Origin of the sequence: Streptomyces cellostaticus, from assembly GCF_023630175.1 — a bacterium.
Taxonomy (GTDB): domain Bacteria; phylum Actinomycetota; class Actinomycetes; order Streptomycetales; family Streptomycetaceae; genus Streptomyces; species Streptomyces cellostaticus_A.
In genome coordinates, this window is record NZ_JALLIN010000015.1 from 68,363 (window position 1) to 83,006 (window position 14,644).

The 14,644-nt window shown below is 69.2% G+C and carries 14 protein-coding genes; 11 read left to right on the top strand and 3 right to left on the bottom strand.

The genetic code is table 11. From position 1 onward, the window contains the following. Positions 1-38 precede the first annotated feature (38 nt). From MXD57_RS12125 to MXD57_RS12160, 8 genes are read left to right on the top strand one after another with little or no spacing between them, the layout of a single operon-like run. Positions 39-1,349: a glycosyltransferase family 4 protein gene (locus tag MXD57_RS12125; protein WP_308290714.1), complete on the top strand. Its 1,311-nt coding sequence runs from the start codon at positions 39-41 to the stop codon at positions 1,347-1,349. Beyond that, complete coding sequence (locus MXD57_RS12130; RefSeq protein ID WP_250401371.1) at positions 1,346-2,344, top strand: D-2-hydroxyacid dehydrogenase; 999 nt, start codon at positions 1,346-1,348, stop codon at positions 2,342-2,344. The genes MXD57_RS12125 and MXD57_RS12130 overlap by 4 nt, the downstream gene beginning before the upstream one ends. A 3-nt stretch (positions 2,345-2,347) precedes the next feature. Further along, positions 2,348-3,457, top strand: a complete 1,110-nt coding sequence (locus MXD57_RS12135) for a radical SAM protein (protein ID WP_250401372.1) — start codon at positions 2,348-2,350, stop codon at positions 3,455-3,457. Then, complete coding sequence (locus MXD57_RS12140) at positions 3,457-4,575, top strand: hypothetical protein (protein ID WP_250401373.1); 1,119 nt, start codon at positions 3,457-3,459, stop codon at positions 4,573-4,575. The genes MXD57_RS12135 and MXD57_RS12140 overlap by 1 nt, the downstream gene beginning before the upstream one ends. A gap of 17 nt (positions 4,576-4,592) precedes the next feature. After that, entirely contained in the window at positions 4,593-5,384 is a 792-nt protein-coding gene (locus tag MXD57_RS12145; RefSeq protein WP_250401374.1) for a radical SAM protein, read from the top strand. A gap of 17 nt (positions 5,385-5,401) precedes the next feature. Further along, a complete protein-coding gene (locus tag MXD57_RS12150) occupies positions 5,402-7,117 on the top strand; it encodes a carbamoyltransferase C-terminal domain-containing protein (protein ID WP_250401375.1) in 1,716 nt (571 codons plus the stop codon). A 5-nt stretch (positions 7,118-7,122) separates the two neighbouring features. Further along, the gene (locus MXD57_RS12155) at positions 7,123-7,737 is read left to right on the top strand and encodes an HD domain-containing protein (RefSeq protein WP_250401376.1); all 615 of its coding nucleotides are present in this window, start codon (positions 7,123-7,125) and stop codon (positions 7,735-7,737) included. Next, positions 7,734-8,720, top strand: a complete 987-nt coding sequence (locus tag MXD57_RS12160; RefSeq protein ID WP_250401377.1) for a glycosyltransferase — start codon at positions 7,734-7,736, stop codon at positions 8,718-8,720. The genes MXD57_RS12155 and MXD57_RS12160 overlap by 4 nt, the downstream gene beginning before the upstream one ends. Before the next feature lie 7 nt (positions 8,721-8,727). Here the strand turns inward: MXD57_RS12160 and gltX are convergent, their stop codons facing one another. Further along, positions 8,728-10,101 (bottom strand): glutamate--tRNA ligase, encoded by a 1,374-nt coding sequence (gene gltX, locus MXD57_RS12165; RefSeq protein ID WP_250401425.1) that lies wholly within the window; start codon positions 10,099-10,101, stop codon positions 8,728-8,730. 610 nt (positions 10,102-10,711) lie between these two features. On the opposite strand from gltX, the gene MXD57_RS32000 reads away from it, so the two are divergent. Together MXD57_RS32000 and MXD57_RS12175 are read left to right on the top strand one after the other, a co-directional pair. Continuing rightward, positions 10,712-11,128, top strand: coding sequence for an 8-oxoguanine DNA glycosylase OGG fold protein (locus MXD57_RS32000; protein WP_284505436.1), 417 nt, complete (start codon positions 10,712-10,714; stop codon positions 11,126-11,128). Positions 11,129-11,599: 471 nt separating this feature from the next. Next, the gene (locus tag MXD57_RS12175) at positions 11,600-12,889 is read left to right on the top strand and encodes a DNA cytosine methyltransferase (protein WP_250401379.1); all 1,290 of its coding nucleotides are present in this window, start codon (positions 11,600-11,602) and stop codon (positions 12,887-12,889) included. On the opposite strand, the gene MXD57_RS12180 is transcribed toward MXD57_RS12175, so the two are convergent. Beyond that, positions 12,882-13,421, bottom strand: a complete 540-nt coding sequence (locus MXD57_RS12180; protein WP_284505438.1) for a very short patch repair endonuclease — start codon at positions 13,419-13,421, stop codon at positions 12,882-12,884. The genes MXD57_RS12175 and MXD57_RS12180 overlap by 8 nt on opposite strands. Further along, positions 13,418-14,380: a NaeI family type II restriction endonuclease gene (locus tag MXD57_RS12185; protein ID WP_250401380.1), complete on the bottom strand. Its 963-nt coding sequence runs from the start codon at positions 14,378-14,380 to the stop codon at positions 13,418-13,420. Before MXD57_RS12185 ends, MXD57_RS12180 begins: the two co-directional genes overlap by 4 nt. Positions 14,381-14,450: 70 nt before the next feature. Here MXD57_RS12185 and MXD57_RS12190 point away from each other — a divergent pair, with 70 nt between their 5' ends. Next, a complete protein-coding gene (locus tag MXD57_RS12190; RefSeq protein ID WP_250401381.1) occupies positions 14,451-14,639 on the top strand; it encodes a hypothetical protein in 189 nt (62 codons plus the stop codon). Positions 14,640-14,644 lie beyond the last annotated feature (5 nt).

A 14,644-nucleotide genomic window follows, 5' to 3' on the forward strand; every position in this document is an offset into this window, starting at 1 on the left:
CGCCTGCCCTAACCCGTCCTCCGAGGAGGCACCACACAGTGCGCATTGACCATGCGACTTCCCCACCCTCACGCGCAGTTGTGCCAGAGGCCGCTCGCCCGCCCAGGGTCGTCGTCGCTCTCCACGAGGGCTTCTACGGCGCGGAGTCGGGCACCGGCTTCAGCAACCGCGCCTTCCTCACGGCACTGGCCCGGCTCCTGCCGGCAGGCCGCCTCTCAGTGATCACGCCGCACGTGCCCGAGAGCGCGGGAGCGCACGATCAGCGGTGGGCCGGCGAGGTGCGGCAGATGCTGCGACAGGCCGCAGCCGAGGTCATCACGATCCCGAAGGTCAACGCGCCGCCGGACTCGGTCCGCGGCTCGGTTCAGCTGTGCGACCTGGCTGGCGAGGCGGCCATACGCATCGCCGCGCGGGCGGGCCGGTGCCTCCTCGTCGGCCTCGACATCCCGTTCCTCGGGCTCGCGCCCTACACGTCGCCGACCACGGACCTGCTGCTCGTGCCCCGCTCCACGACCGCGCTGACGCGGCCCAAGGACGTCTCCCGCGTCCGCTGGGAGCGGGACGCCCTGCGGGCGGCGACACTCCGAGGTGCGCGCGTCGGGGCTATCTCCTCCCACATGCGAGGCCACCTCGTCGTCAACTACGCCGTCCCTCGGTCGAGCATCGTGAGCATCCCGAACGGACTGATCCGTGAGGAGATGGTCAGGCCGACCACGGCTCTGCCGCTGCCCTTCAAGGCCCGCGCCGGATTCCTTCTCGCCATGGGCCGCGCAGTCCCGACGAAAGGCTTCGAAGATCTCCTGGAGGCGTTGCGCCTGCTGAAGGAACGTGGTGTCCCCGTTCCTCACCTGCTGCTGGCCGCCGTGACCTCGGAGGAACACAAGCACCCCTCCTCGTACCAGCAGGACCTGGCGGCACACATCCGCGCGCACGATCTGGACGCGACTCTGATCACTCGCTTCACTCCCGCGATCCGTGCCTGGCTGCACAGCCCGGCCCTGCGGGCGGTCATCGTTCCCTCTCGAGAGGAACCCTTCGGCCGGATACCCCTGGAGGCGTTCGCAGCCGGTGCGGGCCCGGTGGTCGCGACCACGGCCGGCGGCCTGGCTCAGACCGTCATCGACGGCGAGACCGGCTTCACGGCCGCACCGCAGGACCCCAGGTCCCTGGCATCCGCCCTGCAACGGGCCCTGACCGTCCTGCCCCGACAACGCGATCGACTCCGGAGCGCCGGGGCGGCCTTGGTGCGATCCCGCCACGACTACGAGGCCAGCATCGGTTCCGTTATGGACCGCATCGCCCCTTTGGCGCTGACCCAGTCAGCCACCGCGGAGGGCCGAACACGATGAACCAGCCGGTGGTGCTGATCAGCCTGGAGTCCCCGCACTCCTTCTGGCGGCTGTCCTCCGAGCACGAGCGTGCGCTGTCCGCCGCCTTCCCCGGCATCGAGTTCCGCAGAGCGACCGAGGAGGCCGTGCCGCACCAGCTGGCCGACGCACACGTCTACTTCGGGTGGCGATTCGCGCCCTCGTGGCTGTTCGCCGCGCCACATCTGAAGTGGATCGCTTCCCCGGCCGCCGGCACCGACCATCTGCCCGTCGCCGAGGCGCACTCCGTCGGGGTGGCCCTGACCCGCTCGTACGGCTTCCACGGCAGGCCCATGGCCGAGCACGCAATGGGCCTGGTCCTGGGTTTCTCCCGCGGGTTGTTCATCAGCCAGCGCGTCCAGCGGAACCGTGGCTGGTGGAAGGACGACCTGGCCGAGGAGTTCTTCGACCTGGCGGGGGCGACGATGACCATCGTCGGCTGCGGCAGCGTCGGACGCCACCTCGCCCAGGTCGCTCGGGTCTTCGGCATGAACGTCATCGGAGTGCGCCGGACACCACGTGCGGCTTCCGAGGGCGTAATCACGTGGGTCCACACGACGGCGGTGCACCAGGCGGTGTCCGTCGCCGACGTAGTGGTCGATCTGCTGCCCGCGACCCCGGCGACGGACCGCTACTTCGACCATGACCTCTTCTCGGCGTGCAAGCCCCGCTCTCTCTTCCTCAACCTCGGCCGCGCGGCAACCGTCGACCAGCCGGCCCTCCTGGCTTCCCTCGACACCGGCCACCTGCGCGGCGCGGCCCTGGACGTGTTCGATCCGAAACCGCTACCCGCCCGCCATCCGCTGCGGCTCCACCCCCGGGTCGTACTCACCCCGAAAAGCTCGGTGTTCTGCCGCGCGTACATGGACGAGGCGGTGGCGTTCTTCGCCGACAACCTCCACCGCTATCTCTCGGGCCAGCCCCTCAACGGCCTGGCCGAGGCGCCCGCCACCCGCTCTCCGCTCGTAGGAGGCTGACCAATGCCCACCGCAGACCACGACGACCTGGCTGCCACCTTCGCCGCCGCAGGCCGCAACCACCCCTACCTGGCCTTCACCTTGAACTCGCTCTGCAACCTGGACTGCGTGTTCTGCAAGCCCCGGTGCATGCCGGACTACGGGCACAAGGACCGGCCCCTGACCGCCTCCGACTACGCGGCCATCGCCACCGAGGCCGGGGCCTGGAAGATCAGGAAGGCGCACTGCTCCGGCGGTGAACCGACCCTCCGAGCCGACATCCTCGACGTCATCGCGGGCCTCGCCGACGGCCTCGGGCCCGACGCCGCGATCGGCATGACCAGCCACGGCAACCTGCGCCGGGGGCTGAGCGTCGAACAGCTCCACGACGCCGGCCTGACCTACCTCAACCTCAGCCTCCACAGCCTCGACCCGGCGCGGTCCGCCGCGATCATGGGCGGCGGCGACCCGCGCACCACCCGGAGCACCCTCGACGCCGCCCTCTCCCTGGGCCTGCGAGTGAAGATCAACTGCGTTCTTCAGCGCACCTACCTGGACGACGCCTTCGCCGTGGCCGAACTCGCCCGCGACCTGCCCGTCGCCGTCCGCCTGATCGAACTCCAGAACATCGGCCCCGCCCAGGCGCTCTTCGACACCGAGTTCATCACCGAGGCAGAGGTCCGCGACCGTCTCCACGAGTGGTTCGCGAACGCCGGCGAAGTGCCCCGGAACCAGCTGGGCGTCCGAAGCCCCGGGCAGTACCTCCGTCCCGACGGCTGGGCAGGATCGATCGGCTTCATCTCCAACTCCAGCTGCGCCACCTGCTCCGACGCCAACCGGATCAAGATCACGCCCACCGGAGTGGCGCGGCCCTGCATCCTGCACAACCGCGACATCCCCCTGAAGCCCCACCTCGCCGACGGCACCCTCGGCGACGCATTCGCCCACCTCTTCCAGGCCATGCTCGACCGCAACACCAACGACGCCTGGCAGGGCTTCCATTACGTCGACTACGACCTGCGCTGGGATCGGATGGAGCGCCCCGAAGGCACACCGGTCCTACCCCTGCTCCCCGTCCTCCCCACGGGAGCGGCCGGCCCCTCCTGCGCCCGCGACTCCACCGGGGAGCGGTGATGATCGTGGTCGACGCGCCGCCTCTCTACCAGGAGCTCGGCGCTCTGTACGAACGCGAGCTGGATGCTCAAGGCGTCGGGGCCGTGATGCTCACCCACAAGTGGCAGCCGGCCGACCTGCTGGCTCCGCACTCCGACATCGACGTACGCGTCCTCCTTCCCCAGGCCCCCGCCGACTGGGAAGAGTGGAACCACCGCCTGGCCGCCGCACACGCCGCCGCGGTCGGCCGGGAAGTCTTCCATCGACGTCTCCTGGAGCACCCGCCCGGCTTCGCGTTCACCGTGACTGAAGCGGACGGGCGACTCGTCTCTGCGCCCGAACTCGCGACCTGGTCACTGATCAGCGGCAGCGCGCGGGACTTCCAGCGCTGGAAGTCCCGGGCCCAGATGGCGCCCTGGTGCGAGGTCGATGAGCGGTTCTACCGGGGAATCCTCCAGGCCCGGATGGGCGGTCGATACCAGCTGGCTGCGGACAGCACGGACAACGTGGTCGAGGACGTCGCCGCGTACCGGCGCCACTGCGTGGCGTGGCACTACCTCGCCCCGTGCTGGTTCGCTGCCGCCGCACTCGCGACACGGACGCGCTGCCCCGGAAAGACGGCGGCCCTCACCCAGTGGCGGCCGGAGGAACTGGACGGATACGCCGAGCTGTTCCTCCGGGAATCGGAGCACCGCTCCGATGTCCGACCACGGAGTCCGCGCCACTTGTTCCGCGCGGCCCATGTCGCCCTGGAGGCGGCCATGCGCCGCGTTCCCAGCGGGGACCGCCCAGAGGGCCAAGGCCAAGATCACGCCCGTACCGACTGGGTGATGACGGCCGGCATGCTCCGTGTACGCATCGCCCGCTGGCTGTACTACCTCGATCCACCACCCGGGGTAGCGACCGAGTACTTGATCCGGCGGGAGGCGAAGGAACTCCACTCCGCCACGCACACGCTGACCGCGCTCGCGGCAGACGAGGCGACTGCGGCCCAGCAGCTGGCCGCCCGGATGGCGGCGCTGATCCCCACCGGACCGACCACCGCCGACACCCTGCGCACAACGCTCGCGCGCTGGCACCAGCAGAAGACCACCCTCCAGGACTTCCTCAGCCTCACGCCCGACGACGTCCACCTCTGACCCAAGGAGTCTCGCCAATGACCGCGCGTGCGCCGGTGCCCCGCACCCTCAAAACGGCCAAGGTCAAGATCACCACGAAGTGCAACCGGCACTGCGACTTCTGCATCTTCGCCGACGGCGCCCAGGGCGAGAACATGCCCCTGGAACTGTTCTCCACCATCCTGACCCGGCTGGAGACCATCCCTTTCCAGCAGCTGCATATCAACGGCGGCGAACCCACCGTGCACCGGGACTTCCCGGCGCTCAGCGACGCCGCCCGCACGCGGCTGCCGGACAAGGTCATGGTCCTGGGCACGAACGCCATCACCCTGGCCCGCAACCAGCCGATCATGGACGCGACCCTCCGCTCCTACGACCAGATACTCATCGGCTGCGACGACGAACACGGGAACTACGACGAGGTGCACGCCGTCGTGCCCCGCCTCCGCGAAGCCGGCAAGACCGTGGTCGTCAACAGCGTCCTGGAAGGCATCAGTTCCACCCGGCTCACGCAGCTCGGGGCGCTGTGTGAGAAGTACGGCGCCATTCATGTCACCAACCACGTGCACCACGTCGACGTGGGCCAGCCGGCGAACGAGCTGCGCGGCCTCTGCGACCGCTACCTCGACCAGCACCTGATGATCGAGATGGACGGGTCCTGCTACCGCTGCTTCAACGCCATGGCGAAGGACGACAGCGAGTTCAGCATCTGGGACGAGGACTTCGCGGCCAAGGTGTTCGCGCCGCGCGCGTATCACTTCCGGTTCTGCCTGCGCTGCCACGAGTACACCGACTCCGGCGCCGCACTCGTCCCCGCCCTCACCGTCTGACCGGGAGGTACACCACCATGCCCGCAGTCCTCGGACTGAACTTCCACCACGACACGGCCGCCGCGTTAGTCGTAGACGGCCGCCTCTACGCAGCCGAAGAGGAGCGCTGGAGCGGCGTCAAGCACAACCACCCCGCCCGCAAGGGCACGCTCACCGCCCCGACCCGCGCGCTCCAGTGGTGCCTGGAGGCCGCCGACCTCGAACCGGAGGACGTGGACGCCGTCTGGGCCGCCTCCATGCGTCCCAACCCTGCGGCCGGCTGGTGGCTGGCCGAGGAGCGGGAGGAACTCGCCGCCCTCCTGCCCGCGCCGCTCGGCGAACACCTCCGCCTCCTCTCCCACCACACGGCCCATGTGCTCTCCGGCTACCTGCTCTCCGGGCACGAGCACGCCGCGGGCCTCGTCATCGACGCCGGCGGCTCCTCACTGGGCTCCGACTTCGGCCCGGGCCGGGAGCGCATCACGGGGTACGACCTGTGGCCCGATCGCATCGACCGCCTCCACCAAGGCATGCCGGCCGCCATGCCGGGCCTGGTCGGGCCCCGGCGCGTCCACTCCTCCCTCGGGCACTTTTACCGGAACCTCGCCCGGCGGGTGATCCCGCCCGGCGATGAGCCCGAGGGCAGCATGATGGCGCTCGCGGCCTTCGGCGATCCCCAGCGCTACGGAACACACATCCGCGAACTGGTCCGGCTCGGCGACGAGGGCGAGGTCCGCATCGACCACCCGTGGGGTTCCGCGGACGGCAGCACGCCGCTGCTGCTCGATGGCCGGGCCTGGACCGTCGACAACGCCGCGGAACAGCCGGAACACAAGCGTGCCGACCTGGCCGCCGCCGTCCAGGAGGTCTTCGCCGGATCGGTCGTCCACATCGCCCGCCACCTGCAACGACTCACTCGGGCCTCAGCGTTGGTGTTCTCGGGCGGATGCGCCCTGAACTCGCACCTCAACGGCCAGCTGGCCGCCGACAGCGGCTTCGACACCCTCTTCGTCGCGCCCGCCCCGCATGATGCCGGCACAGCCGTGGGCGCCGCGCTCTACGGCTGGCACTACCAGCTCGGGCAGGAACGCCTGCAGGTACCGACCGACGCGGCCTGGGGTCCCGATCCGGGCGTGCTACCGACGACAACGGTGCCGACCGGCTACTACGCCTTGCCGCACCTCGGACTCGGACTGGCGCCCACAGTGGCAGCACTGCTCGCCGAGCACAGCATCGTCGGCTGGGTGCAGGGACAGCTCGAATTCGGGCCGCGTGCCCTCGGCCATCGCTCGATCCTCGCCCACCCCGGTCACGCCGCCACACGGGACCGACTCAACGCGATCAAGAAGCGAGCCGCGTACCGCCCGTTCGCGCCAGCCGTCCTCGCCGAGCACGCCACGGAATGGTTCATGTCTGCGGGCGACCCCTTCATGAACCGCGTCGCCACCGTCCGACGGTGCCGAGCCGACCGCATCGCCGCCGTCACCCACCACGACGGCACCGCCCGCGTCCAGTCCGTCGCCGCCAACCACCAGGGCCTGCGCGACCTCCTTGAGCAGTTCCGCGACCTCACCAGACTGCCGCTGCTGCTGAACACATCCTTCAACCGCAAAGGCACCCCGATCCTGCGGACCGCTGAGCAAGCCGTGGCGGCGGCGGTGGACCTGCGCCTCGACGCCCTCGCCGTCGGGGACACCCTGCTGCTCGCCGACCACGTCCCCGATCCCCGTGCCACGTCCCTTCATACGAGGTGAGGCGGATGGACCCCATCGATCTCGACCACGTCCTGACCGTGCTCGGTGCCGCCGCGTGGAGCCCGGACGAGCAGTCCCGCGCCCGGGTGGCCGCCGGCCTCGCGCTCACGGTCTACGACGGCCACACCCGCGACCAGGGCACCCCATACTTGGAGCACCCGCTGGCCGTCGTCAGGCTCCTGCGAACGGAGATCGGCGTCCGTCACCCCGAGACCCTCCTCCTCGCCCTCCTCCATGACGCCTTGGAGGTGGCCCCTGAGTCGGAGGCACTACTCGTCCACCACTTCGGCGGCCCGTTCACCGCCCGCCTGCGTGCCATGACGGCCGACCACCGCCTCGAACAGCGCCCCAAATCCGTCGGCGACGAGACCCGCTGGCGCGCGAAACAGGCCGCGCTCCCGCCCCAGGACCTCCTCGTCCGGCTCGCCGACCGCCTGCACAACCTGCGCGACCTCGCCGCGTCCCCGAACTTCGACCGACGCCGACGATTCCTCCAGACCCTGGGCGATTTCCACCTCCCCCTCGCCGACGCCGCCCGTGACCTCGGCCCCCATCTGGAGACCATGCACGCGCGCCTGCACGCCGAGTACGTCCACCACATACAGGAGGTACGTCCGTGAAACGAGTCGTCTACTCGATGGAGCCGGTCGGCCGGACCGGCGGCCGGGTCTACCTACGGATGCTCCACGAGGTGACGGCCGACGACGTGGAATGGCGCACGGTCCCGGACCACAAGCGGACCTACCGGATCCGCCGCTGGCGCAAGCTCCGCCACCTCGCCCGCCTGGCCCCTTCCATACGGGCGCTGCACGGCACCACCGGCACCTTCGTGTGGGACGACCTCAGCCTGCTGCTGTTCACGCCCGAGATGCGCGCCCGCACGGTGTTCCTCCTGCACCACTACGAGCCGTTGCAACATGACTCCGCCCCCATCGAGGCCATGCTCTGGGAGTGGCTGTTCCGCGTTCTGCCGCAGTGCGCCGCCGTCGTGTGCGTCGCCCCGTACTGGGCCGACCAGCTTCGCGCCCGGGGTGTCCGCAACGTACGGGTAATCTACAACGCCTTCGACATGGCCGAAGTAGAGCAGGCACGCGGTTACGACCGGGCCGAGTGCCGCGCCGAGTTCGGCCTACAACCCGACGTGATCGGCGTCTACGCGGGCAAGGCCGTGCACTGGAAGGGGACCGAGGAGGTCTCCGCAGCACTGGCTGGCGTTCCCGGACTGCGGGTGATCACCAGCGGCAGCAACACCATCGGCCTCGACAGCGCGCACTACGACGTCGAACGCGAGCGGTACCTGCGTCTGCTGCGCGCCTGTGACGTCGGTGTCTTCCTCCCACGGATGCGGGAGGGCTGGAGCCGTTGCGCCGCCGAGGCTTTACTCCTCGGCCTGCCCTGCCTCATCCGTCCGGTGGCCGGCCTGAGCGACCTCGCCGCGCTGGCTGGCCAGCCGGCCCCGGACCTCCGCCGTCTCCCGGCACAGGTCCGGGAGCGTGCGGCGGCACGCCACACCGAGGCCAAGGCGGGGTACGAGGCCCTGGCCCGGTTCGACCTGACCTATTTCGGCGACGCCTGGGGCGACCTCTTGGCGCAGGTCGCCTGAGCAGCGGCTAAGCCTGCGCGGCCAGCTTCTTGCTGGCAGCTTCCAGACGGGCCAGCACGCGGTCCCGGCCGAGCAGCTCCATGGACTCGAACAGCGGGAGTCCGATCGTCCGGCCGGTGACCGCGACCCGGATGGGCGCCTGGGCCTTGCCCAGCTTCAGCCCGTGCTTCTCCCCGACGGCGAGCAGGACGGCCTTCAGGTCGTCCGCCTTCCAGTCCGCGACGTCGGCCAGCTCGGCGCGGGCGTCCGACAGGATGTCGCTGGCGCCTGCCTTCATCGCCTTGTTCCACGACGCCTCGTCCTCGACCGGCTCGTCGAGGAACAGGAAGTCCACATAGCTGGTGATCTCGGAAAGCAGCGCCAGCCGGGTCTGGGCCAGGGAAGCCGCCGCCTCGAAGACGTCCTTGTCGAACGCCTCCGGCCGCCACGGCGCGTACGGGGCGACGAGCCACGGCGCACAGGCGGCGGCGAACTGCTCCGGTGACAGGGCGCGGATGTACTCGCCGTTGAACGCCGTCAGCTTCTTCACGTCGAAGAAGGCCGGGGCGGTGTTGACGTCCTCGATCCGGAAGAGCTGCTCCAGCTCCTCGTACGGCCTGATCTCCCGGTCGTCACCCGGGCCCCAGCCGAGAAGCATGAGGTAGTTCACCATCGCCTCGGGCCGGAAGCCCTCGGCGAGGTAGTCCTCCAGCGCCACCTTGTCCCGGCGCTTGGACAGCTTCTGCCGCTTCTCGTTCACGATCACCGGCAGATGCGCCCACACAGGCGGCTTGGCACCGAGCGCCTCCCACAGCAGCTGCTGCTTCGGCGTGTTCGACAGGTGCTCCTCACCTCGGATGACCTGCGTGATTCCCTCGTTCAGGTCGTCCACGACGTTAGCGATGAGAAAAACCGGGGACCCGTCACCACGGGCGATCACGAAGTCCTCGATCGCGCTGTTCGGGAACGCCGGCTCCCCGCGGACCAGGTCGACCACGACGGTCTCCCCCTCGTCCGGCGTCCGGAACCGCAGCGCCCGCCCCTCCTCGAAGGCCAGCCCCCGGTCCCGGCAGAACCCGTCGTACCCAAGGTGCTCCGACCCCGTGCGCTCCTTCAGCTGCTCCCGGGTGCAGTCGCAGTAGTACGCCCGGCCGGCCGCGAAGAGCTGCTGAGCCGCTTCCCGGTGCCGGTCGGCGTTGTGCGACTGGAAGTACGGCCCCTCGAAGGCCGGGTCCTCGCCATGGATGCCGATCGCCGCGAGCGCGCTGATGATGCCCTCGGTCCACTCCGGCTTGTTCCGGGCCGCGTCGGTGTCCTCGATCCGCAGGACGAACCTGCCGCCGGACTGTCGCGCCACCGCCCAGTTGTAGAGAGCGGACCGTGCACCACCGACATGGAACATGCCGGTCGGGGACGGGGCGAAACGAACGCGAACCGGGGCAGTAGACATGCGCTCCAGGGTACCGACGCCGGACCTACGCCTCGGACCACTCGCCCTACCTCCGCACCGACGTTTTTCGGCCGACCCGGTACTCCCCCGCGCCCGTCGCCTTCCACTGCACGTGCGTGCACCTACCTCGGCTGACCGCTCGCCACAGCTCCAGCCGACCTCGACGGCAGCCACCCGGACACGCTCCACGCTCGCACGGATATGCGACGCCACGCCGGATACAAAGCCCCGCGACGCTGCCCTCGCATTCTCGATTGCGGACGCGATCGCGGCGTTCGTATCCTTCCAGGCAACGCGTTGACGGAGACGAGCAGCCAGGGACCACGCGAGCAGAGAGAGCCGCCGGCAGCTGGGAAGGCGGTCTCGCGCCCCGAGGCGAAGACCCTCCCGAGCGCGGGGAGGAACGGCCCCCTCTTATGGCCCAATGCCCCGCCGGCCGGCCCCCGTCACCGGGTCAGAACGAGGCCGCCACCTGGTGGCGGTGAAAGTGCGGTGGTACCGCGAGTTGCCCTTCTCGCCCGCACTCCCAAGGGATCATGACGATGTCCTTCGGAGGACCGCAATGATCCAAAGCCGCGTACACGTCTCCGACCTGCGAGAACACGTCGGCCGTACCGTCACCGTCTGCGGGTGGGTGAACACCCTGCGCCTGCAGAGCAAGATGCAATTCGTCGTCGTACGCGACGGAACCGGCATGGTGCAGGTGACCCACAAGCGTGACAACGGGCCGCTTGAGGCCCGGCTCCAAGCCCTCACTCCCGCATCCGCCGTCAACCACCCGTGCGCGATCTTGGACTCCCGCGTGGCCGACACGCTCAGAAGTACCTGCCAGTGGGACTCGCTCGGCAGCGGCGAATGGCCTGCCAGTACCTACGCCCGGTACTGCGCGCTGCTGCAGCGCTGGGCCCAGGAGGAAAACCGGCAGCTCGGGCGCCGCATTGGCGCCGACGAGATCGAGCGCTGGCTGTTCGGGACCTGACTAGGGAACCGCCAGCTCACTGCAGCCTTCTGCAGCGCTTACAGCGCCGCCCTGGCCAAGGACGCCCGCCATGCATCTGGGTCGCGGCGCGCCTTATTGCACCCCGCTCCGCAATGCGCGCAGCCTGGCCGCTACCGCGGGTATCCACAGGGAATGGCCTGCCCGCCGGGAGTAGCGATCGCCCCGGCGCGGCGCGAAGCGGGAAAAGCCACAGGTGAGCCGCGTCCGGACGGCATTCCTTTGCTTCTCATGCACAGCCGTCCGGTGAGCCCCGGTCCGCAGGCTTCCAGCCCTTTAGACTGGCCATTCCCACTGGTCGCGTTCGCGGTCAGCTGTACATCCCAGTCTCGGTGGACTTCCTGCCGCGCAGCTGGGATGTTCGTGCGACAGACGGACTCGTTCGCACGTTCGAGTCCGGCCTGCCGAGTGCAGCCGAGCAGGCGGTGGGCAGTGCGCGTGTATGGAGGACGAATGACGGATCTGCATGTGGTCGAGATCTGCGCGGGAGCGGGTGGCCAGGCGCTCGGTTTGGAGCGCGCAGGCTTCGAGCACGCCCTGGCGGTAGAGCTCGACGCGAATGCCGCCGCCACGCTTCGCCGGAACCGTCCGGCCTGGCACGTGGTGGAAGGCGATGTAGCAGATCCCGGAACGTGGACCCCTGAGGACTACCGCACGGTGAACGGCGAGCAGCTGGACCTGCTCGCAGGCGGTGTCCCATGCCCCCCGTTCACCATCGCGGGCAAGCAGCTCGGAGCAACGGACGAGCGCGATCTGTTCGCCTGGGCGGTCAACCTCGCCGAGCGGGTTCGGCCGAAGGCGCTCCTGCTGGAGAACGTCCGAGGGCTGAGCGCCAACCGCTTCGCGGCATATCGCCAGAACGTCCTGGACACCTTGCAGAGCGCAGGCTACGCAGCGCAGTGGAAGCTGCTCCATGCTTCTGACTTCGGCGTTCCCCAGCTCCGCCCGCGCTTCGTGCTCGTAGCGCTTCTCCCTGAGTACGCAGAGTATTTCTCCTGGCCGGAGGAGCTTCCCGATGCCCGTCTGACCGTGGGGGCGGCGCTTGAGGGCTTGATGGCGGCCAAGGGCTGGGAAGGTGCCAAAGCCTGGGTCAACGGAGCAGACGACATCGCGCCCACCATCGTGGGCGGATCGAAGAAGCACGGTGGCGCGGACCTCGGCCCGACCCGGGCCAAGGCAGCGTGGGCAAAGCTCGGCGTAGATGCCATGGGCGTCGCAGACGAAGCCCCCGAACCAGGCTGGAAGCCTGCCGCTGGCAAGCCCGGGCCGAAACTCACCGTCGAGATGGTCGCGCGCATCCAAGGGTGGAAGCCCGAAGACAAGTGGTTCTTCGAAGGGCGCAAGACAACTACCTACCGACAGGTGGGCAACGCCTTCCCGCCGCCCGTCGCCGAGGCTGTCGGCCGGTCCATCGCCCGAGCTCTGCGGAAGGAAGGCGAGCGGAATGAGCTCGTGGAGACGACGGAGACGGTCCACGACCCGGTGTACAAGCTGCTCCGCGGCATGGAGCGTCCTCTCGGCATCGATCAGATCATCAAGCGGCTAGAGAAGTACGGACAGCACCTGTCCGAGCCGGAAGTCGAAAGGCATCTCGCTCACTTGGAGCGGGACTTCATCATCACGCGCGTCCCGCGCTCCAGCGGGGCGCTGGGTTACCAGCTCGGTGAATTCAAAGCATTCGTCGGGCAGGAAGGCCATCAGCGGCATGAGCTCTTCGCGGTGAACCAGGCGAAGATCAGCTGACCGCTGCGCCACGCCCTTCGCCGCCCGGCGGCAGGGTCGGCTTGCCTCGGCGCTTCAGCGCCGCAGCCTCCTGCCGCCGCGTGGTGACCGCGTCGACGACAGTGCGGGCGCACGCCTCCGGGTCAAGATGCTCCCAGAAGCGGAGCACCAGCCAGCCAGCCTCGCTGAGTCGGTCGTCCGTATCGCGGTCGCGCTGGACGTTGCGGCCGATCTTGTCTTCCCAATACGGCCGGTTGGTCTTGGGCATGACGAAATGCTCCGGGCAGCCGTGCCAGAAGCATCCGTCGATGAAGACGGCCACCTTCACTGGGCGGAAAACCATGTCAGCCGTGCGGCGCATCTTCGGGAGCGGTTTGGCAGCGACGCGGTAGCGGAGCCCCGCAGCATGCACCAAGGAACGCAGAAGCAGCTCCGGCGCGGTGTCACGGTTCCGGTTGCCGAGCATGCTCCGCCGGTTCGCCGCCGACGAGGCCCACGAGCCCTCAGGGGCTTGCCACTGCGGGAGCTTTCCCGCTGCTTCCTTCTCGCTCATATCTCCGGCAGCTTCGGTACAGCCTGGTCTGGATCAGCTGGCCCGGCGAGGACCCACTCCCGCCCGTCGAGCTCCACCCGCGGAGCCGCACCGTGCTCGGGCCGCGCCTCAGCGAGTCGAGCGCTTACAGACTCGCCCGGACCGGGCACCGGCAAGCCGAGTGCTTCAGCGATCCGGCCGTGGCTGGAGTAGTGGCCAAGGATAACGATGCCGCGGGGTTGGAGCCGCGAACGCGACCCTCCGTTGTAGCGGACCCGCTTCATGTAATCCTCCTGCATGGCCACGGTCGCGACGACGGTCCGGCTGACGCGTCGTCCCTGGGCACGCAGGAAGAGCTCGTCCACCCTCCGCTGCCCGCTCTTGTGGGAGAAGATCGCGTCGATATCCGGTTCGGACAACCTCAGCAGCATGTTCTCCTGGAGCGGAGCCCGGTCGAAAAGCCACGTCACTGCCTGGCGCCCCGCTGCGTTCAGCGTCTTCTTGGCATCCCGGTTGCCGCCGTTGTTCAGCCGCTCAGGCAGGGCGCGCACCAAGCCGGCGGACCAGCTCGACCGCTCATCGCTGGCCCACACCACAAGCAACAGGTGGCCGAGCGCCTCCGGGGGGATCATCCAGGCGCCCAGGGTCTGGGAGTACTTGCAGTCGACGTCGGTCCCGGCGATCGAGTAGTCCATGTCGCGGCCGTCGGCGAACCCGAATTCGCGCTGCAGGTTGATCTCGATCAGCGTGCCGAGGTGCGCCTTCTCCGTCTTGTACAGCTGACCCCAGCGGTAGCGGCCTGTGTGCTGGCCGTCCAGCAGCATGTCGATACTCCGCCGGACCGCGGCGGCCATCCTGCGGCCGTCCGGATCGGCCGCAAGGAGGTACCGCGTTACAGCAGCCAACTCGGGGTCTGCCTCATTGCCGTCGTCGCCGGGAAGCCACAGCGGCGCCTGCGTACTCGTTCCGTCGCCATCCACGGCGGGACTCTATCCGGGCTGCGGGCAGGCAGGGCAGCCCCATCCGCCACAGCAGTGGCACACTTCGGCTGTGATTCGGGAACCAGCTGAGCTCAGCATCGACGAAGACGGGAAGGTCTCGCTGCCTATCGGACTCCTGGCGGAGGCCGGCCTTGGCACCGGGGCCCGCATCGTGGCGTTCAGCGACGGGGACGGCCGCATCGTGCTCCAACGGGAGGCAGATGCCTTGGAGAAGCTGCTGCAGGACGGGACTCTGTGAGCTGA

What these genes read in the sequence shown, in the direction of transcription:
- MXD57_RS12130 (WP_250401371.1), top strand. Translation starts at nt 1,346, where the DNA reads ATGAACCAGCCGGTGGTGCTGATCAGCCTGGAGTCCCCGCACTCCTTC.
- MXD57_RS12135 (WP_250401372.1), top strand. Translation starts at nt 2,348, where the DNA reads ATGCCCACCGCAGACCACGACGACCTGGCTGCCACCTTCGCCGCCGCA.
- MXD57_RS12140 (WP_250401373.1), top strand. Translation starts at nt 3,457, where the DNA reads ATGATCGTGGTCGACGCGCCGCCTCTCTACCAGGAGCTCGGCGCTCTG.
- MXD57_RS12145 (WP_250401374.1), top strand. Translation starts at nt 4,593, where the DNA reads ATGACCGCGCGTGCGCCGGTGCCCCGCACCCTCAAAACGGCCAAGGTC.
- MXD57_RS12150 (WP_250401375.1), top strand. Translation starts at nt 5,402, where the DNA reads ATGCCCGCAGTCCTCGGACTGAACTTCCACCACGACACGGCCGCCGCG.
- MXD57_RS12155 (WP_250401376.1), top strand. Translation starts at nt 7,123, where the DNA reads ATGGACCCCATCGATCTCGACCACGTCCTGACCGTGCTCGGTGCCGCC.
- gltX (WP_250401425.1), bottom strand. Translation starts at nt 10,101, where the DNA reads ATGTTCCATGTCGGTGGTGCACGGTCCGCTCTCTACAACTGGGCGGTG.
- MXD57_RS32000 (WP_284505436.1), top strand. Translation starts at nt 10,712, where the DNA reads ATGATCCAAAGCCGCGTACACGTCTCCGACCTGCGAGAACACGTCGGC.
- MXD57_RS12175 (WP_250401379.1), top strand. Translation starts at nt 11,600, where the DNA reads ATGACGGATCTGCATGTGGTCGAGATCTGCGCGGGAGCGGGTGGCCAG.
- MXD57_RS12180 (WP_284505438.1), bottom strand. Translation starts at nt 13,421, where the DNA reads ATGAGCGAGAAGGAAGCAGCGGGAAAGCTCCCGCAGTGGCAAGCCCCT.